The following is a 23308-nucleotide window of genomic DNA, read 5'->3' on the forward strand; positions in this document are numbered from 1 at the left end:
GGGAAATGGGGATCTTGTTCGTCACGCTTGCAGGACATGGCCACGTCACGCCGACCCTGGCGGTGGTCGAGGAACTGACCAGGCGCGGCGCCGAAGTCGACTACGCGACCGGCGCCGAGCACGCGGAAGCCGTGACGGGAGCCGGTGCGCGCTGGGTGGAGCTGCCCGCCCTGCCGGACTTCCGCCCGACCACCGCCAATCCGATCGACGAGTGGTTTCCGCACTACTTCAGGGCGATGAGCGCCACCTACCCGGTGCTGCTCGACCGCTGCCGGACCGACCGTCCCGACCTGATCTGCTACGACGCGACGAACTGGCCGGCCCGGCTCGCGGCGCGGAAGTTCGGCATCCCGGCGGTGCGGACCATGCCGCACACCGCGTCCAACGAGCACTTCAAGGTGATGGACGTCGACCTGGACCGCTACCTCACCGAGGACACCGCGCGGTTCGCGGCCGAACACGGCGTCGAGCTCGACCCGTGGAGCACGGTCGAGGCACCGGAGGCGTGCAGCGTGGTGTTCCTGCCGCGCGAGTTCCAGCCGTTCGGGGAGACGTTCGACGACTCGTTCCACTTCGTCGGCCCCGTGCTCGGCAGCCGGCTGGACGAGGAGTGGTCACCGCGCCGCGCGGACCTGCCGTTGCTGTTCGTCTCGCTCGGCTCGGTGATGAGCGATCACGACTTCTACCGCGCGTGCGTCGAGCAGTTCGGCGACGGCAGCTGGCAGGTCGCGATGACCGCACAGGGAGTCGGTGAAGTACCGGAGAACATCGATGTGCGGCCGTGGTTCCCGCAACCCGCGGTGTTGCGGCACGCCGACGTGTTCATCAGCCACGGCGGCATGAACTCCACGATGGAGGCGCTGCACCAGGGCGTGCCGCTGGTGATCGTCCCGCAGACGCCGGAACAGGACGCCAACGCCGACCGCGTCGCCGAACTAGGGCTGGGCGAACGGGTCGACGACCACGCGGACCTGCGTTCGGCGGTGGAACGGGTGGCGAAGAGCGGCACGATCCGGCGCAACCTCGACCGGATGCGTGCCGCCATCGAGAACAGCGGCGGCGCTGAACGGGCCGCCGACGTCATCCTCAGCCGAGCACTTCGCGCAGTTTGACGCCGAACTCCTCGGGCTTGCCCGCGTACCCGAACTCGCCGCCCATGAACCCGCCGTGGTGGCTGGGGAACACGGTGGCCTCCTGGCCGAGGAGCTTCGCGGTGTGCACGGCGGTTCGCGCGGTGAACGCGTTGCCCGTCTCCTCACCGACGGCGATCACGATCCGGGTCGGCGCGGCCGCGAGCGCGTCCACCTTCACCTGGTAGTCGGTGATCGCGAGGGAGTTCCGCGACAGCAACGGGTCGTCGCGGGACCCGTCGTCCTCGGCGGGCATGCCGAACTGCGCCGGATCGGCCGGCGGCAGGGCGAAGTACTCGTCGGTGAACTCGCCCTGCCACGACGACATGACGATGAACTGGGCCATGCCCGCGCCGTTCCCGTTGGCGAAGTAGGCGTCGATGAACCCGTCACGGGCGCGGCGCGCGGCGTCGGCATCCGGCAGCACGTCGATGATCGGCGGCTCGTGCGCGACGAGCGTGACCACGTCGTCCGGGTAGGTGGCCACGAGTTCGAGCGCGGTGACCGCGCCGCCGCTGGACGCGAACATGTCGACCGGGCCGCCGACGGCCTCGATCACCGCGTGCACGTCCGCCGCCTGGATCTCGGGCCGGTTCTCCGTGCTGCCGTCCGATCGCGTGCTCCTGCCGAGTCCGCGCGGGTCGTAGGTGATCACTGTTCGATCGGGAAACTGTTCCTTGAGCGCCGCGAAGCCGCTGGCGTCCATCGGCTGGCCGATCATCATCAACGGACGGCCGCCCTCACCGTGCACGTCGTAGGTGATGGCCGCTTCGTCGGTTTCCAGAATGTGGGATGTCATGCGGTTCTCCCCAGTGGAGTCGGGTCTGAGCAGCCTAGTCACAGACGTGAACCCCGAGGGACGACAAACCGATCGACCTGCATGTTCGCCACTGGTATCAAGGCTCGCATGACACGAACAGCAGTGGTGACCGGCGGCGGCACGGGCATCGGCAAGGCGGTGGCTGCCCGGTTCGCGCAGCAGGGCCTCGACGTGGTGATCACGGGTCGGCGGGAGGACGTGCTGAAGGCGGCGGCCGAGGAGATCGGCGCGCGGGCGGTGGCGTTCGACGCGACGGATCCGGAGGCCGTGCAGGCGGCGTTGAGCGACCTGCCGTCGCAAGTGGACGTTCTCGTCAACAACGCGGGTGGCAACGTGGCCCGTCGACGTCCCGCGCCGGAGAACCTGACCGACGTGCGGGACCTCTGGGTCGCGAGCTACGAAACCAACGTGGTCAGTGCCGTGCTCGTGACGACCGCGCTGGAGCCGCGCCTGGCCGACAACGCCCGAGTGGTGACGATCGGCTCGATCGCGGGCCGGCGCGGGTCGGGTTCCTACGGCGCGGCCAAGGCGGCGGTGGAGGCGTGGACGGCGGACCTCGCGTTCTCGTTGGGAGGCAGGGGGATCACGGTCAACGTGGTGTCGCCCGGCGTCACCGAGGACACCGAGTTCTTCGGCGGCACCCTGAGCGAGGACAGGCGCAAGGTGCTCGTCGGCAACACGGCGAACGGCCGTGCGGGCACCCCGGCGGACGTCGCCGCGGCGATCACCTTCCTGACCTCCCCGGAGGCCGGGCACATCACCGCGCAGGTCATCGGGGTGAACGGCGGAGCCGGGCTCGGACGCTGAACCCGATCACCGCGAGCAGGACGACCAGCAGCGCGATCCAGGAGAACTCGGCGAGGTAGTGCTCGGCGGCCTCGCCGACGAAGTACACCGCCGCTGTCGTGCCGCCGGCCCACGCGATGCCGCCAGCAGCGTTGGCCAGCAGGAACTTCCCGTAGTGCATGCCCATCGTGGCGGCCAGCGGACCGGAGAGGATCCGCAGCAGCGCCACGAACCGGCCGAAGAAGACCGCCCAGGCGCCGTACCGTTCGAACAGCGCCTGGGCGCGGCCGAGTTTGTCCTCGCTGAAGTGGCTGGGGAACTTCTCGCCCGCCCACCCGAACACGCGCGGCCCGAACCGCTTGCCCAGCGCGTACCCGATGCTGTCGCCGATGATCGCGCCCGCTGAGGCCGAGATGCCGACGATCACCGGCGAGACGCCGTCGTGGTGCGAGGCCATGAGCGCGGCCGTGACGAGCACGATCTCGCCCGGCAGCGGGATCCCGACGCTCTCGACGCCGACCACCAGGCCCACGACGACGTAGACCAGCAGCGGTGGAACGGTGTGGAGCCACGCGGAGAGCACGTCCGCGATCTTCCTCCAACCGGGCACCAACGGCTATTGGACACAGTGGCCACGAGACGCGGCCGTCTCGGTACCCTGCTGATCATCCGGACGAGGGGGCGGCGGTTGTGGCGAGCCAGTTCGGCTTACTGCTGCGTCAATGGCGGCAGCGGGCGGGATTGAGCCAGGAAGCGCTCGCTCAGCGCGCTGCCGTGGGCATTCGCACGGTGCGGGGGCTGGAGACCGGCGAACGCACCGATCCGCGGATGGGAACCGTGCGGTCGCTGGCCGACGCGCTGGAGCTCACCGGGGCCGAGCGGGCCGAGTTGTTCGCCGCCGCCGGCCGCGACGAGCCGGTGGTTCTGGAGCCCGTGCGGTTCGACCCGCTGGCCGAGGCCGTGGAGACCCTGAAGGTCGCGGTCGAGGCGCGCTGGCGGCGCGAGGAAGAACAAGGCCAGATCCACGACCCGGTGCCGCTGCCGGTCCGATGGGACGCGGCGCCCGAGACGTTGCGGGACAGCTGGCTCAACATCGGTGGTGAGGCCGCGCTCGCCGGGCGGCTGGACCAGATCGTCGAGGTGTACCGGAAGGTCGGGTCGCGGCGGCTCGTCGTGCTCGGGCGGGCAGGGGCCGGCAAGACGGTGCTGACCACGCGGTTCGTGCTCGACCTGCTGGGCGCCCGGGACGCGCGGGACCCGGTGCCGGTGATCTTCAGCCTGGGGTCGTGGCACCCGGAACGGGTGGGGCTGCGCGACTGGATGGCCGAGCAGCTGACCCGTGATCACCCGTTCCTCGGAGCTCCCGGACCCAGTGGTGGGACGTTGGCGGCGGCGCTGGTGGACGCCCAGCGGGTGCTGCCGGTGCTCGACGGGTTCGACGAGATCGCGGCCGGGTTGCATCGACCGGCGTTGAACGCCTTGAACACCACCACTCTGCCGTTGCTGCTGACCAGCCGTGTGGACGAGTACCGGGATGCGGTCGAGGGCACCGACGTGCTGACGTCGGCTGCAGCAGTAATGCTGGCTGACCTGACGTGCGACGACCTCGCGGACTACTTGCCGCGCACCACGCGCAAGGACGTGTGGACGCTGGTGCTCGACGAGGTGCGGGGCGGCGGGGTCCTCGCAAAGGTGCTGACGACGCCGTTGATGGTGGCGCTCGCGCGGCGGATCTACAGCGACACACCGGACCACGATCCCGCTGAGCTGCTCCGGTTCCACGACGCCGAAGAGATCGAACGGCACCTGCTCGGCAGTTTCGTGCCCGCTGTCTACGGGGTCGAGGCCGAGCGCGTGCAGCCGTGGCTCGGCTACCTCGCCGATCACCTCACCCGCCTCGGCACCCACGACCTGGCGTGGTGGCGGTTCGGCACGTCGTCGAAGGTCACCGGACTGAGCGTCGGGATCGCGGTCGGGATGGCGGACCTGGTGCTGGAGGCGGCCGTACTCGGCATGTTCACCGCCAGAGGCGTGTCGTTCGCGGTGATGATCGGGCTGGTCACGGGTGTGTTGTTCGGGGTGGCGCACCGGTACGTGGTCCGCGCGGCACCGCTGGAACCCGTGCGGACGCGGCTGCGGCTGCGCGGACGCCTGGGCAAGCGGGTGTGGTCACGAGCCCTGCTCGGGCTGGCGTTCTGCGGGGCGGTCGGCGGCACTTACGGGCTGGTGCAGGGGATTTCGTTCTGGCTGGCCTGGCCCGGATGGAAGATGAACACGGGCGTGCTGGCGGACGTCGTGGTGTTCTCCCTGGTGTTCGGGCTCGGCGGCGCGCTCGTCTTCGGGCTGGTCGCGGCGATGGAGACGCCGCTGGACGTGCGTTCGGCAGGCAGCCCCGGTGACTTGCTCGACGCGAACCGGCGGCACGTGTTCGGGCTGGCCGCGGTGGTGGTCCCGGCCTTCGCACTGTTCGTCGTGGCGGCCACCCAGGTCGGCGTGGTGGTGCTCGTGGCGTTGAGGTTCGAAGTCGTGTGGACTCCGGTCTCGGCGCTGGCCCTCGGGCTCGTCGGCGGTGTGGGGGGCGGGCTGGCCTACGGCCTGAGCCTGACCGCGTGGGGCCAATGGGTGCTGTTCGCGCGCGTCTGGTTGCCGCTGACCGGACGGCTGCCGTGGCGGTTGCCGGCCTTCCTCGACGACGCCTACCGGCGTGGCGTGCTGCGGCGAGCGGGTGCGGTCTACCAGTTCCGGCACGCGCGCCTGCAGGATCATTTCGCGCGTTTGCCCTGATGGGAGGGACCGGCCACAAGTGGCCGGTCGTCTGGCCTGTTCCTTCGTTTGGCCCGGTGTGATCGTTTGCCGGGCTGGACGAGGGAGGGATCCGAGGGGTGTCAGGCGAGATCAACTGGGAGGCGTACAGCCACCAGCAGCTGCATCAGATGCTGTGGCAGGACGCCGATGTGGGGGACGTCAGCACGGTCGCTGACGAGTGGACGCGCCACCGCGAGGCGTTGAGCACGCACGCCGCGGTGCTTCGGGAGCAACGGGCCGCGTTGCTCGACGGCTGGCACGGCGCCGCGGCGGAGGAGGCCGCCGCGCGGCTCACCACGCTGGCCGAGCGAATCGAGAAGATCAGCGAGCTCGCGGCGGCGGGGCAGCAGGCCGCTCAGGACTCCGCGGACGCGTTGGCTGCCGCGCGAGCCGCGATGCCGCCGCCACCGGACGCGGCGACGATGCCCGCGTCGTTCACGCCGGCGTCGTTCGCGCTGCCGAGCGCACCTTCGCCGTTCGCGCTGCCGAGCGCGCCGTTCTCGCTCCCCGGCGCGCCGGCGCCGATGGCCCTGCCGAGCGCTCCAACGCTGCCGGCGGGCACGTCGGGCTTCTACTTCTACTTCGGCGCCGCCTCGGCCGACCAGCAGAAAGCCCAGGCGGTCCGCGCGATGCAGACCTACGAGTCCAGCCTCAACGGCAGCGGCCGCCTGATCGACGACGCCCGCGGCTACGTCCCGCAGGCCGCCCCCACGCCCCGCGCCGCCGCCGTCGCACCGGTGCAGACACCCAGTTCAGGTGGCGTGCCTTGGCAACGGCTCGTAGGCGGTGGGAGCGGTGGAGCCGCAACGACGCGAGGCCCGGTCATCGGCGCCGTGAATCCGGTGAGCCAGCAGACCCAACTCAGCCCAGGCATGCGCACGGGCGTGATGTTCGGTCAGACCGTAGGCCCAACGATCACCGGTGCGCCCATTACAGACGCACGGTCCGCCGCACAAAACGGCGCGATGGCCTCGCCGCCGGGCGGCGCGCGCAAGGACGACGACCAGGAACACGAGAACCAGATGCCGACGCTCGACCACGGGCTGTTCGTGGTGAACGAGCGGGTGTCGCCGGCCGTGATCGGGGAGGAGCAGTGACCGGTTTCGAGGTCGCACCGGACGCGTTGCAGGACCGGATCAGGACGCTGACCAGGCTGGCCGAGCTGACCGGTGACCTGGTGGCCACCGCGAGCAGGCTGGCCGAGCGGCAGCCGTTGCTCGGCACGGCGCCGCCCGCCCAGGACCTGTCGAAGAGGCTCAAGGGGGCGGGCGAAGGGCTCGCGGGCGAGGTGGGCGCCGCCGAACGGGAGGTGCGCGCGTTCCAGGAGATGCTCGCGCAGATCAAGGCCACCTACGCCGAGACCGACGCCGAGCAGGCGCGCAAGGCGGGGCGATGATCGCCTTCGACCTGGTGGAGATGGACCTGCTCGCGACGCACGCCGGGGTGCGCTGGCCGTTTCCGCTGCGGGTGCCGTCGTTCGGCACCCGAGCGAGCGAACGCGCCGATCTCCTCGCCGAGGCGGGCCACGGGTTGCAGGCGCGCGGACTGGCCGAAGCGCACGGGCCGACGGGTATGGCCGCTGTGCTCGTCACGGCGCTGTGCGAACACACGGCCGTGGTCGACCTCGTGGTGCCGGGGACGGGTGCCGTCGCGATGGTCTACGGCGACGACGCTGTGGTGTGCACGCAGTCGGAGAGCACGGTTCGCGTGCGGCTCGTCGAGGCGGCGACGCTGGGTGACGAGCTCGTGGCGTTGGTGCCCGAACTGCGGCCCGCGCAGCTCATGCCGATCACCCTGCCGCCCGGCGCGAAGGTCGACCTCGAGGTCACCGGGCAGGGGCAGGCAGGCGTGATCCGCGGCGGGCAGCGGCAGGAAGTGTCCTGGTTGGACAGTGCGGACGGCCGGGTCAGGGTCGACGTGGGCGTGGACGGCTGGGTCAGCGTCAATCCCATGCGGCACCACGACCTCGTCCGTGCGATTGGTGAGCTCGCCGCGGTCGCGCGAGCCTAGAAGAGGGGGAGAAGTGGATCCAGCACAGTGGCTGGCGGACTACCAGGAACGTCTGGAACGGGTGGCGTACAGCGCGCGCAGCGCCAGTGCGAGCCTGGCCGAGGTCGGGGCGAGCGCGACCTCGCCACGCGGAGAGGTCACCGTGACGGTGAACGCGGGCGGGGTGCTCGGCGACGTCGTGCTGACGCCCGCGGCGCGCAAGCTCGACGTCGACACGCTCGCGATGCTGATCGTCAGCACCGCACGGGAGGCGCAACGGCTGGCCGGCGCGCGCATGACCGAGGTGATGACGGCCTACCTCGGTGATGGCGACGCACTGAACCAGATCACGAATCACCTGCCGGAGGCCGTGCGATGAGCTTCGCGGTTGATCACGAGCAGCTGCGCGGTCATGCCGCGACGCTCGCCGGGTACGCCGACCAGCTGTCCGCGACGGGAACGGCTCTGCCCGACCAGCTCGGCCAGGATTCGCTCGGCTCGTTCGCCCAGTTCCTCGCCGCCGGACTCAGCGGCGCGATGGGGGAGACGCTGGCAGCGTTCGCGCACGTGGCGTCCACAATGGACAAAGTGAGCGAGGGCATGCGGCAGACCGCCGACACCTACCAGCGCACCGACGACGACAGCGCCGCCAACCTCACCGGGGTCGCCCGATGACCGCCACTACAACGGACGCGGGCACGATCGCCGCGCTGCTCAACGAGCTCCGCACCACCACCAACGCCATCACGGGCGACGAATGGCTGTCGTCCGACCTCGCCGCCACCCCGAAGGCCGACCTCCGCGAACTCGGTTCGAACGGCAAACCCTTGCAGGCCCTGGACAGTGCGGGCGTCGGGTTCCTCACCCCGATGATCTCGTTCCTGGAAGAGCCGCTGAACCAGCTGAAGGGCGACCCGGACGGCGTCGAGCGCGGCGTCGGCGAGTTCGACAAGGCGGGCAAGGCCGGCCAGGCGCTGGCGAAGGACTACCAGGACAAGGCAGGCAGCGAGACCAGCGGCTGGAGCGGCCAGAGCGCCACCGACTACGCCAAGACCGGCAAGGAACTCGTCGACGGCGTGCTGTCCGTCGCCGAGACCGCGCTGACCAACGCCAGCGCGCTGATCAAGGCGGGACAGGTGGTCGCCCAGGTCGTCGCGGAGGTCACCCGGCTGATCACCGAGGCGATCGGCAAGATCGTGCCGATCATGACCCAGGCGATCGCGGCGGCACCGGCGACGTTCGGGCAGAGCATCGCCGTCGCGATCCCGCAGTGCGTGCAGATCGCCGTCGACTGCGGCGGGCAGATCGCGGCGAAGCTCGGCGAACTGCTGGCCAGCGGCGAGAACCTGATCAAGCTGGTCGAGGGCGCGCAGGCGGTGCTGAAGATCGTGAAGCAGGCCCTGTCGGTCATCGGAGACAAGAGCACCTCGACGGAGGCGACCACGTGAAGCGCATCGCAGCACTTGTCGCGGGCGTCGCGCTCGCCATCAGCGTCGCCCCGGCGAAGGCCGACGCCGCGGTCCAGACGGTGCTCGACCGGTACGCCGCACAGGCAGGACCGGGCGCTGCCGTGCACACCGCGCGGTACACGCTCTCCGCGGGCACTGGGAAGATCAACGAACAACGCGTGATCACCGCTGCCGACCACTTCCGGATCGGCAGCCAGACCAAGACGTTCACCGCCGCGGTGATCCTCCAGCTCGTCGACGAGCACCGCGTGGAGCTGGACGTACCGATCTCCCGTTACCTGCCCGGTGTCGTGAACGGGAACTACAACGGTGACGTGATCACCGTTCGCCACCTGCTGCAGCACACCAGCGGCCTCGTCCGTGACGTCCGTGACGCACGAGCGAACCCGGACGGCACGTTCTCCCTCGCCGAACTGGTCCGCTCCGCGATGGACGAGCCCGCGCAGTCCGCACCTGGCGCCGCGCTGAACTACTCCAACGTCGGCTACCTGGTGCTGGGCCTGCTGATCGAGAAGATCACCGGCGAGCGGGCGGGTGACGTGATCACCGAGCGGATCATCAGCCCGCTCGGCCTCACCGAGACCGACTTTCCCGCACCCGGAGACCGCGCGTTGAGGGCTCCGTTCCTCAACGGGTATATCGGTGGTCGCCTCGGCCCGTTCTTCTTCTGGACCGAGGCGACCACCGGTCAGGAACTGTCGTTCTGGAGCACCGCAGGCGCGATGTCGTCCACATTGGACGACATCCGGCGGTTCTACCAGGCGCTGATCCAGGGCCGGGTCGTCTCGCCCGCCGCGCTCGCGGAGATGCGCCGCACGGTCAGCTCCTACGGTCTCGCGCTCGCCGAGGTGCCGCTGACGTGCGGGGGAGTGGCCTGGGGTCACAACGGTTCGTTGCCCACCGGCCATTTCTCGCTGACGCTGGCCACCGACGACGGGCGGTCCGTGTCGGTGGTGACCAACACGAACCAGCCGGGGTCGAACCCCTCCGCCATCGCGGTCGCGGACAAGGCCCTCTGCGCCACCTAGAAGCCCATGCCGACCGCAGTCCCCTTCACCCACAGAAACCCCACCCGCCTCACTTTTGGATACGCGGGGACCCCGCGTACTACTAGAACGGACAAAGGGCCCCCGCGTGGCCACCGGCCAGCAGGGTGGGGTTGCGGAGAGTGATAGGGGCGGGGTTGGGTCACTCGAACGATTTTGGGTGTCGGTATATGGGCTGGGCGGACGGCTAGGTGGTCAGGATGGAGCGGGCCAGGGCTGCGGTTTCGGACGGGGTTTTGCCGACCTTGATGCCGACCGCCTCCATGGCCTGCTTCTTGGCCTCCGCCGTGCCCGAGGACCCCGAGACGATGGCGCCCGCGTGGCCCATCGTCTTGCCCTCGGGCGCGGTGAAGCCGGCGACGTAGCCGACGACGGGCTTGGACACGTTGTCCCGCACGAACTCCGCCGCCCGCTCCTCCGCGTCACCGCCGATCTCACCGATCATCACGATCAGCTCGGTCTCCGGGTCGGCCTCGAACGCCGCGATCGCGTCGATGTGCGTGGTGCCGACGATCGGGTCGCCGCCGATGCCGACGCACGTCGTGAAGCCGAAGTCCTTCAGCTCGTGCATCAGCTGGTAGGTCAGCGTGCCGGACTTCGACACCAGTCCGATCGACCCCGGCTTGGTGATGTCGGCCGGGATGATGCCCGCGTTCGCCTTGCCGGGACTGATGATGCCGGGACAGTTCGGTCCGATGATCCGCGTCGGCGAACCGGCCGCGTGTGCCCAGAACCGGGCGGTGTCGTGGACCGGGACTCCCTCGGTGATCACCACCGCCAGGCCGATGCCCGCGTCGATCGCCTCGATCACCGCGTCACCGGTGAAGGCGGGCGGCACGAAGAGCACCGACACGTTCGCGCCGGTTGCCTCCATCGCTTCGCTGACCGTGCCGAACACCGGCAGCGTCACGTCGTCGAAGTCCACGGACGTGCCGGCCTTGCGCGCGTTCACGCCGCCGACGACCTGCGTGCCGGCCGCGAGCATGCGGCGGGTGTGCTTGGCGCCCTCGGACCCGGTCATGCCCTGCACGATCACGCGGCTGTGCTCGTCGAGGAAGATCGCCATCAGGACTCCTTACCGGCGCCGGCGAGCACGGCGGCACGGCCCGCCGCGTCGTCCATCGTGTGCGCCACGGTGATCAGCGGGTGTCGTGCTTCGTCGAGGATGCGATGGCCTGCTTCGGCGTTGTTGCCGTCCAGCCGCACGACCAGCGGCTTGTCCGCGCGGTCGCCCAGCAGCCCGAGTGCTTGCACGATTCCGTCGGCCACCGCGTCGCACGCGGTGATGCCGCCGAAGACGTTCACGAACACGCTGCGCACCGACGGGTCGGACAGGATGACGTCGAGACCGTCGGCCATCACCTGGGCCGAGGCACCGCCGCCGATGTCGAGGAAGTTCGCGGGCGCGGCACCGGCCAGCGCCACGACGTCCAATGTGGACATGACAAGACCCGCGCCGTTGCCGATGACACCGACCGTGCCGTCGAGCTTGACGTAGTTCAGGCCTTTCTCGGCGGCCCGCACTTCCAGCGGGTCACCCTGGGCGCTGTCTGACGAACGAGAGTGCCGGAAGGAAGCGTTGTCGTCCAGGGTCACTTTGCCGTCGAGCGCGACGATCCGGCCGTCTTTGGTGCGCGCCAACGGGTTCACTTCGACGAGTGTCGCGTCCTCCGAAACGAAGACCTTCCACAAAGCGGAAGCGACGGCGTTCACCTCGTAGGCGATCTCCGGTGAGAAGACCGCAGCTGCGTCGAAGGACGAAGCTGGCATTCGAGTGATGGAGTCCGCCATCTCCTCGATCTCCATGCCGCCGGTGGCCGACGCCATGCCGATGAACGTCCTGTTGGCACGATCGAGCAGGAACGACAGGTAGTACTCCTCGGCGATCTCGCTCGCCTCGGTGACCAGCACCTTGTGCACGGTGTGGCCCTTGATGTCCATTCCGAGGATGGTCGAGGCCGCAACCAAAGCTTCGTCGGGCGTCGAAGCGAGCTTGATGCCGCCGGCCTTGCCGCGCCCGCCGGTCTTCACCTGAGCCTTGACGACAACGGTGCCGCCGAGCTTCGCGGCGGCCTCGCGCGCGGATTCAGGAGTGTCCGCCACGAAACCACGCGGAACGGGCACCCCGTACCGCTCGAAGAGGTCCCGTGCCTCGTGTTCGAAAAGATCCACCGTCTACGTCCTCTCGCCGAAAACTTGCGGCCATCTATGGACATCCGGTTGGTAGCGGAGTAACGATATGCCTACCTCATACGGTATGCAATCTACAGTCGAAGCGCCAAGGGGAGCTGATCGCCGATGACGAGTTCCGCGGAGCCGGAGTCGATTTCTGGAGGCCACCTGGTGGCCAAGGCGCTCAAAGCTGAGGGCGTCGACACCATCTTCACGCTGTGCGGCGGGCACATCATCGACATCTACGACGGCTGCGTGGACGAGGGCATCGCCGTCGTCGACGTACGACACGAGCAGGTCGCGGCGCACGCGGCCGACGGCTACGCCCGCATCACCGGCAAGCCCGGTTGCGCCGTCGTCACGGCGGGGCCCGGCACCACCGACGCCGTCACGGGCGTCGCCAACGCGTTCCGCGCGGAGAGCCCGATGCTGCTGATCGGCGGCCAGGGTGCGTTGAGCCAGCACAAGATGGGCTCACTGCAGGACCTCCCGCACGTCGACATGATGACGCCGATCACCAAGTTCGCCGCGAACGTCCCGCACACCGCCCGCATCGCGGACATGGTGTCGATGGCGTTCCGCGAGGCCAACGCCGGCGCGCCCGGCCCGTCGTTCCTGGAGATCCCGCGCGACGTCCTGGACGCCAGGGTGCCGGTGAGCACCGCCCGAGTACCGCAGGCGGGCCACTACCGCGCGTCCACCCGCAGTGTCGGTGACCCGGCGGACATCGAGAAGCTCGCGGACCTGCTGGTGAACGCCCGAAAGCCCGCGATCCTGCTGGGCAGCCAGGTGTGGACGACGCGCGCCACCGACTCCGCGATCGAGCTCGTCCGCACCCTCAACGTCCCCGCCTACATGAACGGCGCCGGCCGCGGCACCCTGCCTCCCGGCGACCCGCACCACTTCCAGCTGTCGCGCCGCTACGCCTTCGACAACGCCGACGTGATCGTCATCGTCGGCACCCCGTTCGACTTCCGGATGGGCTACGGCCGAAGGCTTTCCGCGAACGCCACGGTCGTGCAGATCGACCTCGACTACCGCACGGTCGGCAAGAACCGCGACGTCGACCTCGGCATCGTCGGTGACGCCGACCTGGTGCTGTCCAGCGTCACGCAGGCCGCGTCCGGTCGCGAGGACAACGGCGCGATGGGCCGCAAGGTGTGGCTGGAGGAACTGCAGGCGGTCGAGGAGAAGGCCCGGCAGAAGCGGCTGGAGCACCTGCGCTCCGACGACATGCCGATCCACCCCTACCGGCTGGTGAGCGAGATCAACGACTTCCTCACCGAGGACTCCATCTACATCGGCGACGGCGGTGACGTCGTCACGTTCTCCGGCCAGGTCGTGCAACCCAAGTCGCCGGGCCACTGGATGGACCCCGGTCCGCTCGGGACACTCGGCGTCGGCATCCCGTTCGTGCTCGCCGCCAAACTGGCGAGGCCGGACAAGGAAGTCGTGGCGCTGTTCGGTGACGGCGCGTTCAGCCTCACCGGCTGGGACTTCGAGACGCTCGTCCGCTACAACCTGCCGTTCGTCGGCATCGTCGGCAACAACTCGTCGATGAACCAGATCCGCTATGGCCAGGCGGCCAAGTACGGGCTGGAACGCGAGCGAGTCGGCAACACGCTCGGCGACGTGAAGTACGACCAGTTCGCCAAGATGCTCGGCGGTTACGGCGAGGAAGTCCGCGATCCCAAGGACATCGGCCCGGCGCTGCAGCGCGCCCGCGAGTCGGGCAAGCCCTCGTTGATCAACGTGTGGATCGACCCCGACGTGTACGCGCCCGGAACCATGAACCAGACGATGTACAAGTAGGTGAGCTGACATGGCCAAAGCCCTGGAGGGCGTCAAAGTCCTCGACATGACGCACGTGCAGTCCGGACCGTCGTCGACCCAGCTGCTCGCCTGGCTGGGTGCGGACGTCATCAAGCTGGAGACGCCCGGACGCGGTGACATCACCCGCGGTCAGCTGCGTGATCTGCCCGAAGTGGACAGTCTCTACTTCACGATGCTCAACTGCAACAAGCGGAGCATCACGCTCAACATGAAGGCCCCGGAAGGCAAAGAGGTCTTCGAGAAGCTCATCGGTGACGTCGACATCCTCGTCGAGAACTTCGGCCCCGGTGTCGTCGAACGGTTCGGCTACCCGTGGGAGAGGTTGCAGGAGCTCAACGACAGGCTCATCTACGCGTCGATCAAGGGCTTCGGGCCCGGCCGTTACGCCGACTTCAAGGCGTACGAGGTGATCGCGCAGGCGATGGGCGGCTCGATGAGCACCACCGGGTTCGAGGAAGGTCCGCCGCTCGCCACCGGCGCGCAGATCGGCGACTCCGGTACCGGAATCCACCTGGTGGCCGCGATCCTGGCTGCGCTGTACCAACGGACCAACACCGGGCGCGGGCAGCGCGTCCAGGTCGCGATGCAGGACGCGGTGCTCAACCTGTGCCGGGTGAAGCTGCGCGATCAGCAGCGCCTCGCCCACGGGCCGCTGGGGGAGTACCCGAACGAGCAGTTCGGCGACGAGGTGCCCCGCTCCGGCAACGCATCCGGTGGTGGCCAGCCCGGCTGGGCGGTGCGCTGTGCCCCCGGCGGCCCCAACGACTACATCTACGTGATCATCCAGCCGCCCGGCTGGAAGCCGCTGACCGAGCTGATCGGCAGGCCCGAGCTCGCCGAGGACCCGGCGTGGGCCACGCCCGAGGTCCGGTTGTCCAAGCTGGACAAGGCGTTCGCGTTGATCGAGGAGTGGACGGAGAAGCACACCAAGTGGGAGGTGATGGACAAGCTCAACGCCCACAACATCCCGTGCGGACCCATTCTGTCCACAAAGGAGATCATCGAGGACGAGACCCTGGCCGAGCTGGGCACCGTAGTCGAGGTCGACCACCCGGAGCGCGGCACGTTCAAGACGGTCGGCAACCCGCTCAAGCTCTCCGACTCGGTCGTCGAGGTGCAGCGCCCGCCGCTGCTCGGTGAGCACAACGACGAAGTCCTCGGCGCGCTGGGCTACAGCACCGAACGGCTGGCCGAACTCCGCACCGCCGGCGTCATCTGAACCCTTAGGGAGACGAAATCTCATGCCGGACAACGGCTACGACCGCGCCGCGGTCGAGAACGTACTCGCGAAGGTGCGGGCGGAGGGACGGTCGTCGCTCACCGCACCGGAGGGCAAGCGGGTCTGCGACGCCTACGGGATCGCGACCCCGGCCGAGGCGCTGGCGAAGTCGTCGGAGGGCGCCGTCGCGTTCGCCGAGGAGATCGGCTACCCGGTCGTGCTCAAGATCGTCTCACCGGACATCCTGCACAAGACCGAGGCCGGCGGCGTCCTGGTGGGCCTGCGGAACTCAGCCGAGGTCGCCGAGGGCTACCGCGCGATCATCCACAACGCCAAGAACTACCAGGCCGACGCCGAGATCACCGGTGTCCAGGTCCAGCAACAGCTGCAGACCGGCAAGGACGTGCACGAGGTGATCGTGGGCGCCACCACCGACGAGACGTTCGGCAAGATCGTCGCGTTCGGGCTCGGCGGTGTCCTGGTCGAGGTGCTCAAGGACGTCACCTTCCGGCTGGCGCCCACGAGTGCCTCCGAGGCGCTGTCGATGGTCAACGGCATCGCGGCGGCGGAGATCCTGCACGGAGTGCGTGGCGCGCAAGGCGTCGACACGGGCAAGCTCGCCGACCTGATCCACCGCGTCTCGGCCCTGGTCACGGACTTCCCGCAGCTCGCGGAGGTCGACCTCAACCCGGTGCTCGCCACTCCCGGTGGCGCCACGGCGGTCGACGTGCGGATCCTCGTGGACGAGAACGCCGCGAAACAGCCGCACCGGTTCACCCAGGACGAGATCCTCGCCTCGATGAACCGGATCATGAAACCGGCGGCCGTCGCCGTGATCGGTGCCTCGAACGAAGAGGGCAAGATCGGCAACTCGGTGATGAAGAACCTCGTCAACGGCGGGTTCCAGGGAGAGATCTATCCGATCAACCCCAAGGCCGACGAAATTCTCGATCGGAAGGCCTTCGCGAGCATCGCCGACGTTCCAGGAGACGTCGACGTCGCGGTGTTCGCCATCCCGGCCAAGTTCGTACCGGCCGCACTCGAAGAGGTCGGCAAGAAGGGCGTCGCCGGCGCGATCATGATCCCGTCCGGGTTCGGCGAAACGGGCAACGTCGAACTGCAGGAGGAGATCGTCACGATCGCGCGCAAGCACGGAGTGCGCATCCTCGGTCCGAACATCTACGGCTACTACTACACGCCGGAGAACCTCTCGGCGACGTTCTGCACGCCGTACGACGTCAAGGGCGGAGTCGCCCTGTCGTCGCAGAGTGGCGGAATCGGCATGGCGATCCTCGGATTCAGCCGTTCCGCGGGCATGGGCGTCTCCGCGATCGTCGGTGTGGGCAACAAGGCCGACATCGACGAGGACGACCTGCTGACGTTCTTCGAGCAGGACCCCAACACCCAGCTCGTCGCGATGCACCTGGAAGACCTGAAGGACGGCCGTTCCTTCGCGGAGACGGCGAAGCGGGTGTCCACCAAGAAACCGGTCGTCGTTCTGAAAGCCGGACGAACCGACCAGGGTGCCAAGGCCGCCAGCTCGCACACCGGCGCACTGGCGGGCAACGACCGGGTCTACGACGACATCCTCAAGCAGAGCGGCGTGATCCGCGCACCCGGCCTGAACGACCTGCTGGAGTACGCGCGCGGCATCCCGCTGCTGGCCACGCCCAAGGGCGAGAACGTCGTCATCATCACCGGCGCGGGCGGCTCGGGTGTGTTGCTCTCGGACGCCTGTGTGGACAACGGGTTGTCGCTCATGACCATTCCGGACGACCTGGACGCGGCGTTCCGGAAGTTCATCCCGCCGTTCGGCGCGGCGGGCAACCCGGTCGACATCACCGGGGGCGAACCGCCCTCGACGTACCGGAACACGATCGCGCTCGGACTCGCGGACGACCGCATCCACTCGCTGATCCTGGGCTACTGGCACACCATCGTCACGCCACCGATGGTGTTCGCGAAGCTCGTGGTCGACGTCGTGGAGGAGTACCGGGCGAACGGCATCCACAAGCCCGTCGTCGCCTCGCTCGCCGGCGACGTGCAGGTGGAGGAGGCCAGCGAGTACCTGTACCGGAACGGAGTGGTTGCGTATCCGTACACAACGGAGAAACCTGTCGCGGTACTGGGAGCGAAGTACCGGTGGGCACGTGCCGCTGGGCTGCTTGGGTAACGGCAGATTTTTCTTGTAGCAAGGGAGAGATGGCCCGTCCGCGACCGTGACACGCCCACGGTCGCGAACCCGCCAGGGAGGTCAACGAAGACAGCCGGTCCTCTGGAGGTTGTTAACCGTGGATGATCCAAATCTGGTCGCTCGAACGGAAGTCAGTTCGCCTCCCGAGAAGGAGCGGTTCTGGCCCGCGGGCAGGCTGGAAGCGATGCCCATCAGGAAACTGCCCGACGCACCACCGTCGATCCACCTGCTCGGCCCCACGGTGTTCCTGGTGGCGCTCGGCGTGGGCATGGGCGAGTCCTACATGTGGCCGCGCCTGGTGCTGGTCTTCGGACCGGACATCAGGTGGCTCTTCCTGGTCGGCGTGACGTTGCAGGCCGTCGTCATGCTGGAGATGGCCAGGTACGCGATGGCGACGGGGGAGAGCATCTTCTTCGGCGCCGCACGCGTGTTCAAACCGATCATGTGGTTCTTCTTCGTCGTGGCGATACTCGTCTACATCTGGCCGGGTCATCTCTCCGCCGGGGCGGCGGCCCTGGAAAAGATCACCGGCATACCGTGGACGGTGTCGGCCTGCGTCGGCCTGATCCTGGTCGGGATCCTGTTCAGCCTGGCCAAGGTCATCTACAACCTGCTCGAGAACCTGCTGTCCATCCTCATCGGACTGCTCGTCGTCAGCACGGCCGTGGTGGCGGCGCTGGTCGGCACCTGGGGCGATCTGACCAGCACGGTGACCGGCATGTTCCAGTTCGGGTACTTCCCGGCGCAGGCCATGTCGCCCGAGTGGTTCCCGATCATCGTCGGCTCGATCGCGTTCGCCGGCCCGTCCGGCATGCAGCAGATGTGGTACACGCTGCACCTGCGCGACAGCGGCGCCGGCATGGGCGCGCACATCCCGAAGCTGCGCGGCCTGCGGCACGCGGGCGAGGAAGAGCAGATGCCGTCCCGCGGCTTCATGTTCGACACCGAGGACAAGTCGGAGCTCGCCAAGTGGAAGGGCTGGCGGCGCTGGGTGACGTTCGACGCCCTGTTGTTGTTCTGGGGCATCACGATGCTCGTCACGGTTTCTTTCACGGTCCTCGCGCAGTCGGCCAGCCGGACCTCTCCGGACGTCAAGGCGCTGATCGAGTCCGGTGAGCGCGAGGCGGCGCTGAACGCCATGTCGGACGCCTTCGCGTCAGCGGGCGGACCGGTGCTCGGTGGCGTGTTCCTCGGGTTCATCGCACTGATCGGCCTGAACGCCACGCTGGGCCTGTTCGACTCGTTCTCGCGCGGCCAGGCGGACATGACCTACCACTTCGTCAAGGGCGCGAAGAAGTTCCGCATGTCGCACCTCTACGCGGGATTCCTGTGGGGCGTCATCACGTTCGGCATCCTGATCCTGCTGTTCGGGCCAGCCGACGGACCGGGAGCGATCCTCGACGTGCTCGCGTTCCTGTCGACGTTCGCCATGGGCGCCTACTGCGTCGTGCTCCTGCTGGTGAACAACCGGATGCTGCCCAAACCCATCCGGCCCAAGCTGATCACGAACCTCATCATCGGCTTCGGCGCCCTGTTCTACCTGGGCATGCTGTTCTTCAGCCTCGTCAAGTTCGGGGTCGTGGTGGGCTGATGACGCAGATCCGCGAAGGCTTTCTGAAAGAAGCGGTGCCCGGCGCGTTCGTCGGTCTCGCCGCGGGGCTCATCGCGGGAGGGCTGGCCGCGCTCGTCGGCCAGCCGCTCGGGTGGGCTCTCGTGACGATGGTGGCGCTCGGCCTGCCGCTGGGCGCGTTCGGCGGTGGTTTCGGCCTGCTGGTGGCGGCAGGCCGGCTCCCGGCGGGGCGGTTCGCGCCGGTGGCGCTCTACTGGCTCGTGGCGTTCCCGCTGGCCAGGCTCATTCACGAGACCACCGTGAGCCTGGTGCTCACCGGCCAGGTTCGCCTGCCTGCGGACCTGGCCGGTTTCCTCGCCTACCAAGGGATCGTGAGTTTCGGCTGGGCCATCGGTTTCCTGTGGCTGCACGAACGCATCGCGATGCGACTGCGAGCGCGTTCGGACGCCACCGCCTCCCGCTGACCTTCCCTTCCGCCGAAGGAGCCAAGGATGTTGGATCTGCCCGTCTGGGTGTGGATCGCGACCGTGGGCGGACTCGCCCTGGTGATCGCGTTCGACTTCTACCTCGTGGTGCGCAAGCCGCACGAACCCACTTTTCGCGAGTCCGTCTACTGGGTCGTGTTCTACGTCGGCCTGGCTGTCCTCTTCGGACTCGGCGTGACGCTGTTCGCCGGTGGGCAGCACGGTGGCGAGTTCTTCGCCGGCTGGATCACCGAGTACTCGCTCAGCGTCGACAACCTGTTCGTGTTCGTCCTCATCATGGCCCGGTTCGCGGTGCCTCGGGAGCAGCGGCAGAAGGTGCTGATCGTGGGCATCCTGCTGGCGTTGCTGCTGCGGGCGATCTTCATCGCGGTCGGCGCCGAGGCGATCTCCCGGTTCGACTGGCTCTTCTACGTCTTCGGTGCGTTCCTCATCTACACCGCGTGGAAGCTGGTGGCGCACAACGAGACCGAGGAGGCCGAGTTCTCCGAGAACGCCGCGTTGCGCACGGTGCGCAAGGTGTTTCCCCGCGCGAGTCCGCTGCTGATCGTCATGGTCGCGGTCGGCACCACGGACCTGCTGTTCGCGGTGGACTCGATTCCGGCGATCTTCGGCCTGACCAAGGAGCCGTACCTGGTGCTCACTGCCAACGCGTTCGCGTTGATGGGCCTGCGCCAGCTCTTCTTCCTGGTGGGCGGACTGCTGGATCGCCTGGTGCACCTCAGCAAGGGCCTTGCGGTGGTGCTCGCGTTCATCGGGCTCAAGCTCATCTTCGAGGCGATGCACCACCACGGTGTGTCGTGGGCTCCGGAGATTCCGATCGTCGTGTCTCTCGGCGTGATCGTCCTGACCCTGGCGATCACCACGGTGTGGAGTCTGCACACCTCCCGGCGGGCCGCCCGCGCCGCCGTGGAGGAGGCTGAAGCTCAACGCTCTCAACGAGTTGAGGGCGCTCAGCCGTGAATCGTGTGGCCCTCGGCGTCCTTGCGGAGCGTCTTCGCCACGGCCGCGACGGCCTCGGCGTCCTTGCGCTGCTCGTTCAGCGCGGTGGACAGCCCGAGGCCGATCGCGCGGCCGTCGGCGGAGGCGCCCCCGCGCGGCTGGGTGAGCGAACGCGCGAAGTTCTTGAAGCGGGACATGGTCTTCCTCCTGTCGATGGTCGTTCCCGAGGCGCGCAGAAACCCACCAGGCACTGTCGCACGGGACCAGCAGGGTTGCGGCCGGGATCCTCGCCACTGGATACCCGTTCGGGCTCCTGGTTGATCCCGTCCCTGCCGAGATTCAGCATACTGCGTTTTGTATGCAATCCACGACCATCGTGTCGCGGATCACCCGTGCGGCACCAAATGACCGATTTCGGGTGATCTGAGCGTAATGGCTCACTTACTGTCGGTGGTCTTCCGGTCGTGGTAGGTCTGCCGGGTCTGCTCGGCGTGCCGGTGCATGACCTCGCCTGCTCGCTCTCCGTCACCGTCGGCGATCGCTGAAATCAACTCAGCGTGTTCGTTCCACGAGTCACGGCTGCGCGGGCGGGCGATCGGCGTGTAGTACCAGCGGACCCGGCGGTCGACCAGGCCGATCATCTCGGACAGGACCTTGTTGCGGCCGATCGCCGCGACGGCCGCGTGCAGGTTGGCGTTCGCCTCGACCAGGCGTTCCACGTCGGCGGCGGCCAGGGCGTCCTCGCCGGCCTTCTGCAGCTTCTTGAGCTGCTTCACGTCGGACGCCGTCGCGTGTTCGGCGGCGAGCTTGGCGGAGTAGGTCTCCAGCACGCTGCGCACGGCGAGCAGCTGGTCGGCCTCCTCCTCGGTCGGGGTGTGCACGAAGGCACCCTGGGCGGGGCGCAGGTCGACCCATCCGTCAGTCTGGAGTCGCTGCAGTGCCTCGCGCACCGGCTGCCTGCTCACGCCCAGGTACTCGGCGAGCTCGGCCTCGACCAGGTGCTGGCCGGGCGCGAGGGTGCGGTTGACGATGAGTTCGAGCAAGGCGTCGTAGACGGCTTGTCGCAGCGGTGCCGGCCGTTCGACCCGGCGGCTGGCCGCGGCGCTGAGAGGGCCGCGGGCGGCCCGGCGGCCACTGGGCAAAGAGGTCATGCGGCACAGAATACAGCTTTTCGTATGCAAAAAGCACTTCTACCACAATGGTCGTGTTGTCCGTATACTGTATGCAATTTGACGAGCGGGGCGTGACATGAAGATCGCTGTTCTCGGAGCCGGAGCGATCGGTGCCTACGTCGGTGCGGCCTTGCATCGTGCGGGGGTGGAGGTCCACCTGATCGCGCGTGGAGCTCACCTCGCCGCCATGCGGGAGCACGGCGTGCGGGTGCTGAGTCCGCGCGGTGATTTCACCGCGCGTCCACATGCGACTTCGGATCCCGCCGAAGTGGGCGAGGTCGACTACGTTTTCCTCGGCCTGAAGGCGTACTCGTACGCGTCGTCAGGCGATCTGCTGGCACCGCTGATGGGACCGGACACCGCCGTGATCGCGGCGCAGAACGGGATCCCGTGGTGGTACTTCCACGGCATGACCGGGCATCCCCTGGAGGGACAACGGATCGAGGCCGTGGACCCCGGTGGCTCGGTCACGGCCGTGCTGCCCATGGAACGGGCGATCGGCTGTGTCGTCTACTGCTCGACCGAGATCGAGTCGCCCGGCGTGATCCGCCACCTGGAGGGCACGCGGTTCTCGATCGGCGAACCCGACCGCAGCATCTCCGCGCGCTGCGTCGCGCTGAGCGAGGCGATGATCGCGGGCGGGCTGAAGTGCCCGGTGGAGAAGGACGTCCGCGAGGACATCTGGATCAAACTGATGGGCAACGTGGCGTTCAACCCGTTGAGCGCCCTGACCCGCGCGACCATGGTGGAGATCTGCGACCACGACGACAGCCGCGACCTGGTGGCCCAGATGATGGCGGAGACCCTGACCATCGCGCGGGCCGCGGGCTGTGACCCGAACATCTCGATCGACAAGCGCATCGACGGCGCCCGGCGGGTCGGGCACCACAAGACGTCGATGCTGCAGGACCTGGAGGCGGGCAAGCGGCTGGAGATCGACGCGATCATCGGCGCCGTGGTGGAGATCGCCGAGCTCACCCGCGTGCCGGCACCGACGCTGCGGCACGTGTACGCGGCCATTGACCTCTTGTCGCGGACGTCCGTGGTGTCGTAGTCGGTGCCGGCTCAGCCCGGCAGGCTCCCGACCACCGCGCCGTTCTCGTCCAGCACGCGGATGCTCGGCACGTCCTGCGCGTCCACCGACAACACGATGCGGGGCCGGCCCTTCGAGTCGTTGAGCGCGAGCACCGCGCCGTCCCCCGTCGACCAGACCAGCTCGACCCTGGTGGGCATGGGCGGTGTCTGCTCGACGGGCAGGCGCGGGTCGGGCATCTGCTTGAAGAACAACGCGGTCGCGCCGTGCTCTCCCTGCCACTTGGTGCCCAGGGTGATGGCCTGCGCGTTGAGGTAGTCGAGGGAGAAGCTGGCCTCCGACGCTCCCGCGACGATGCCGCCGCGTTCGGAGCCGTTCTCGTCGTTGAAGATCAGGTAGGTGCCGTGCTCAGGCCCCTGACGCTGCTCGGCCGGAATCACCTTGCCGCCGATGATCACCGGCGGGCGCCGCGTGTCGGCGAGTACGCGCTGCCGCCCCCGGTTGTCCCGCACGGTGAAGGACTGCCTGGCCTGGTCGCCTCGTGTCTCGGCGGTCGCGGGCGGGGTGAGGACTGCGCCCGTGGTGACCGCGAGTGCGGCTCCCTGCAGGGCGGCACGCCTGGACAACGGTGGTGTCATGCGTGCCA

At 68.5% G+C, this 23308-nt stretch carries 24 protein-coding genes; 17 read left to right on the forward strand and 7 right to left on the reverse strand.

Annotation, left to right across the window (positions count from 1 at the left end; translation table 11 throughout):
- The first annotated feature begins 5 nt into the window (after positions 1 to 5).
- Positions 6 to 1112, forward strand: coding sequence for a macrolide family glycosyltransferase (locus G7043_RS14895; RefSeq protein WP_166046197.1), 1107 nt, complete (start codon positions 6 to 8; stop codon positions 1110 to 1112).
- On the opposite strand, the gene G7043_RS14900 is transcribed toward G7043_RS14895, so the two are convergent.
- Entirely contained in the window at positions 1087 to 1929 is an 843-nt protein-coding gene (locus G7043_RS14900; RefSeq protein ID WP_166046198.1) for an alpha/beta fold hydrolase, read from the reverse strand. The genes G7043_RS14895 and G7043_RS14900 overlap by 26 nt on opposite strands.
- A gap of 108 nt (positions 1930 to 2037) precedes the next feature.
- Here G7043_RS14900 and G7043_RS14905 point away from each other — a divergent pair, with 108 nt between their 5' ends.
- Positions 2038 to 2757 (forward strand): SDR family NAD(P)-dependent oxidoreductase, encoded by a 720-nt coding sequence (locus tag G7043_RS14905; protein WP_166046199.1) that lies wholly within the window; start codon positions 2038 to 2040, stop codon positions 2755 to 2757.
- Here G7043_RS14905 and G7043_RS14910 read toward each other — a convergent pair.
- The gene (locus G7043_RS14910) at positions 2720 to 3346 is read right to left on the reverse strand and encodes a DedA family protein (protein WP_313887884.1); all 627 of its coding nucleotides are present in this window, start codon (positions 3344 to 3346) and stop codon (positions 2720 to 2722) included. The genes G7043_RS14905 and G7043_RS14910 overlap by 38 nt on opposite strands.
- 80 nt (positions 3347 to 3426) lie before the next feature.
- Between G7043_RS14910 and G7043_RS14915 the strand changes: the two genes are divergently transcribed.
- The 8 genes from G7043_RS14915 to G7043_RS14950 all read left to right on the forward strand — a co-directional run bounded on the left by G7043_RS14915 (position 3427) and on the right by G7043_RS14950 (position 10027).
- A complete protein-coding gene (locus tag G7043_RS14915) occupies positions 3427 to 5520 on the forward strand; it encodes an XRE family transcriptional regulator (RefSeq protein WP_166046200.1) in 2094 nt (697 codons plus the stop codon).
- A 98-nt stretch (positions 5521 to 5618) separates the two neighbouring features.
- Positions 5619 to 6638: a hypothetical protein gene (locus tag G7043_RS14920; protein ID WP_166046201.1), complete on the forward strand. Its 1020-nt coding sequence runs from the start codon at positions 5619 to 5621 to the stop codon at positions 6636 to 6638.
- A complete protein-coding gene (locus G7043_RS14925; RefSeq protein WP_166046202.1) occupies positions 6635 to 6937 on the forward strand; it encodes a hypothetical protein in 303 nt (100 codons plus the stop codon). Before G7043_RS14920 ends, G7043_RS14925 begins: the two co-directional genes overlap by 4 nt.
- Positions 6934 to 7551 carry an ESX secretion-associated protein EspG gene (locus tag G7043_RS14930; RefSeq protein WP_166046203.1) on the forward strand — a complete coding sequence of 206 codons (618 nt, stop codon included), beginning with the start codon at positions 6934 to 6936 and terminating at the stop codon, positions 7549 to 7551. The genes G7043_RS14925 and G7043_RS14930 overlap by 4 nt, the downstream gene beginning before the upstream one ends.
- Before the next feature lie 13 nt (positions 7552 to 7564).
- Complete coding sequence (locus G7043_RS14935) at positions 7565 to 7909, forward strand: YbaB/EbfC family nucleoid-associated protein (protein ID WP_166046204.1); 345 nt, start codon at positions 7565 to 7567, stop codon at positions 7907 to 7909.
- A complete protein-coding gene (locus tag G7043_RS14940) occupies positions 7906 to 8205 on the forward strand; it encodes a type VII secretion target (RefSeq protein ID WP_166046205.1) in 300 nt (99 codons plus the stop codon). The genes G7043_RS14935 and G7043_RS14940 overlap by 4 nt, the downstream gene beginning before the upstream one ends.
- Complete coding sequence (locus G7043_RS14945; protein WP_242642250.1) at positions 8202 to 8978, forward strand: hypothetical protein; 777 nt, start codon at positions 8202 to 8204, stop codon at positions 8976 to 8978. The genes G7043_RS14940 and G7043_RS14945 overlap by 4 nt, the downstream gene beginning before the upstream one ends.
- On the forward strand, positions 8975 to 10027 hold the full coding sequence (locus G7043_RS14950) for a serine hydrolase domain-containing protein (protein ID WP_166046206.1): 1053 nt from the start codon (positions 8975 to 8977) through the stop codon (positions 10025 to 10027). Before G7043_RS14945 ends, G7043_RS14950 begins: the two co-directional genes overlap by 4 nt.
- Before the next feature lie 205 nt (positions 10028 to 10232).
- On the opposite strand, the gene sucD is transcribed toward G7043_RS14950, so the two are convergent.
- Positions 10233 to 11111, reverse strand: coding sequence for a succinate--CoA ligase subunit alpha (gene sucD / locus G7043_RS14955; protein ID WP_166046207.1), 879 nt, complete (start codon positions 11109 to 11111; stop codon positions 10233 to 10235).
- Positions 11111 to 12217: an ADP-forming succinate--CoA ligase subunit beta gene (gene sucC, locus G7043_RS14960; protein WP_166046208.1), complete on the reverse strand. Its 1107-nt coding sequence runs from the start codon at positions 12215 to 12217 to the stop codon at positions 11111 to 11113. Before sucC ends, sucD begins: the two co-directional genes overlap by 1 nt.
- A 126-nt stretch (positions 12218 to 12343) precedes the next feature.
- On the opposite strand from sucC, the gene G7043_RS14965 reads away from it, so the two are divergent.
- From G7043_RS14965 to G7043_RS14990, 6 genes are all read left to right on the forward strand, one after another.
- Positions 12344 to 14029, forward strand: a complete 1686-nt coding sequence (locus G7043_RS14965; protein ID WP_166046209.1) for a thiamine pyrophosphate-binding protein — start codon at positions 12344 to 12346, stop codon at positions 14027 to 14029.
- Positions 14030 to 14039: 10 nt separating this feature from the next.
- Positions 14040 to 15269 (forward strand): formyl-CoA transferase, encoded by a 1230-nt coding sequence (frc, locus tag G7043_RS14970; RefSeq protein ID WP_166046210.1) that lies wholly within the window; start codon positions 14040 to 14042, stop codon positions 15267 to 15269.
- A gap of 22 nt (positions 15270 to 15291) precedes the next feature.
- Positions 15292 to 17442 (forward strand): acetate--CoA ligase family protein, encoded by a 2151-nt coding sequence (locus tag G7043_RS14975; protein ID WP_166046211.1) that lies wholly within the window; start codon positions 15292 to 15294, stop codon positions 17440 to 17442.
- Positions 17443 to 17647: 205 nt separating this feature from the next.
- The gene (locus tag G7043_RS14980) at positions 17648 to 19054 is read left to right on the forward strand and encodes an Nramp family divalent metal transporter (RefSeq protein WP_166046212.1); all 1407 of its coding nucleotides are present in this window, start codon (positions 17648 to 17650) and stop codon (positions 19052 to 19054) included.
- Positions 19054 to 19497, forward strand: coding sequence for a hypothetical protein (locus tag G7043_RS14985; RefSeq protein WP_166046213.1), 444 nt, complete (start codon positions 19054 to 19056; stop codon positions 19495 to 19497). Before G7043_RS14980 ends, G7043_RS14985 begins: the two co-directional genes overlap by 1 nt.
- A gap of 30 nt (positions 19498 to 19527) precedes the next feature.
- The gene (locus G7043_RS14990; RefSeq protein ID WP_166046394.1) at positions 19528 to 20478 is read left to right on the forward strand and encodes a TerC family protein; all 951 of its coding nucleotides are present in this window, start codon (positions 19528 to 19530) and stop codon (positions 20476 to 20478) included.
- On the opposite strand, the gene G7043_RS14995 is transcribed toward G7043_RS14990, so the two are convergent.
- Positions 20469 to 20654: a hypothetical protein gene (locus G7043_RS14995; protein WP_166046214.1), complete on the reverse strand. Its 186-nt coding sequence runs from the start codon at positions 20652 to 20654 to the stop codon at positions 20469 to 20471. The genes G7043_RS14990 and G7043_RS14995 overlap by 10 nt on opposite strands.
- A 240-nt stretch (positions 20655 to 20894) precedes the next feature.
- Positions 20895 to 21608, reverse strand: a complete 714-nt coding sequence (locus G7043_RS15000; protein ID WP_166046215.1) for a GntR family transcriptional regulator — start codon at positions 21606 to 21608, stop codon at positions 20895 to 20897.
- 97 nt (positions 21609 to 21705) lie between these two features.
- On the opposite strand from G7043_RS15000, the gene G7043_RS15005 reads away from it, so the two are divergent.
- Positions 21706 to 22683, forward strand: coding sequence for a 2-dehydropantoate 2-reductase (locus tag G7043_RS15005; protein WP_166046216.1), 978 nt, complete (start codon positions 21706 to 21708; stop codon positions 22681 to 22683).
- An 11-nt stretch (positions 22684 to 22694) separates the two neighbouring features.
- On the opposite strand, the gene G7043_RS15010 is transcribed toward G7043_RS15005, so the two are convergent.
- Positions 22695 to 23300 (reverse strand): hypothetical protein, encoded by a 606-nt coding sequence (locus G7043_RS15010; RefSeq protein WP_166046217.1) that lies wholly within the window; start codon positions 23298 to 23300, stop codon positions 22695 to 22697.
- Positions 23301 to 23308 lie beyond the last annotated feature (8 nt).

The sequence above is a fragment of the Lentzea alba genome (genome assembly GCF_011067745.1).
GTDB classification, from domain to species: domain Bacteria; phylum Actinomycetota; class Actinomycetes; order Mycobacteriales; family Pseudonocardiaceae; genus Lentzea; species Lentzea alba.

Excerpts from the sequence above, each read along its gene's own strand:
- G7043_RS14980 (WP_166046212.1), top strand. The coding sequence starts at position 17,648 with ATGCCCATCAGGAAACTGCCCGACGCACCACCGTCGATCCACCTGCTC.
- G7043_RS14940 (WP_166046205.1), top strand. The coding sequence starts at position 7,906 with ATGAGCTTCGCGGTTGATCACGAGCAGCTGCGCGGTCATGCCGCGACG.
- G7043_RS15005 (WP_166046216.1), top strand. The coding sequence starts at position 21,706 with ATGAAGATCGCTGTTCTCGGAGCCGGAGCGATCGGTGCCTACGTCGGT.
- G7043_RS14985 (WP_166046213.1), top strand. The coding sequence starts at position 19,054 with ATGACGCAGATCCGCGAAGGCTTTCTGAAAGAAGCGGTGCCCGGCGCG.
- G7043_RS14995 (WP_166046214.1), bottom strand. The coding sequence starts at position 20,654 with ATGTCCCGCTTCAAGAACTTCGCGCGTTCGCTCACCCAGCCGCGCGGG.
- G7043_RS14975 (WP_166046211.1), top strand. The coding sequence starts at position 15,292 with ATGCCGGACAACGGCTACGACCGCGCCGCGGTCGAGAACGTACTCGCG.
- G7043_RS14895 (WP_166046197.1), top strand. The coding sequence starts at position 6 with ATGGGGATCTTGTTCGTCACGCTTGCAGGACATGGCCACGTCACGCCG.
- G7043_RS15010 (WP_166046217.1), bottom strand. The coding sequence starts at position 23,300 with ATGACACCACCGTTGTCCAGGCGTGCCGCCCTGCAGGGAGCCGCACTC.
- G7043_RS15000 (WP_166046215.1), bottom strand. The coding sequence starts at position 21,608 with ATGACCTCTTTGCCCAGTGGCCGCCGGGCCGCCCGCGGCCCTCTCAGC.
- sucD (WP_166046207.1), bottom strand. The coding sequence starts at position 11,111 with ATGGCGATCTTCCTCGACGAGCACAGCCGCGTGATCGTGCAGGGCATG.
- G7043_RS14905 (WP_166046199.1), top strand. The coding sequence starts at position 2,038 with ATGACACGAACAGCAGTGGTGACCGGCGGCGGCACGGGCATCGGCAAG.
- G7043_RS14945 (WP_242642250.1), top strand. The coding sequence starts at position 8,202 with ATGACCGCCACTACAACGGACGCGGGCACGATCGCCGCGCTGCTCAAC.
- frc (WP_166046210.1), top strand. The coding sequence starts at position 14,040 with ATGGCCAAAGCCCTGGAGGGCGTCAAAGTCCTCGACATGACGCACGTG.
- G7043_RS14965 (WP_166046209.1), top strand. The coding sequence starts at position 12,344 with ATGACGAGTTCCGCGGAGCCGGAGTCGATTTCTGGAGGCCACCTGGTG.
- G7043_RS14900 (WP_166046198.1), bottom strand. The coding sequence starts at position 1,929 with ATGACATCCCACATTCTGGAAACCGACGAAGCGGCCATCACCTACGAC.
- G7043_RS14930 (WP_166046203.1), top strand. The coding sequence starts at position 6,934 with ATGATCGCCTTCGACCTGGTGGAGATGGACCTGCTCGCGACGCACGCC.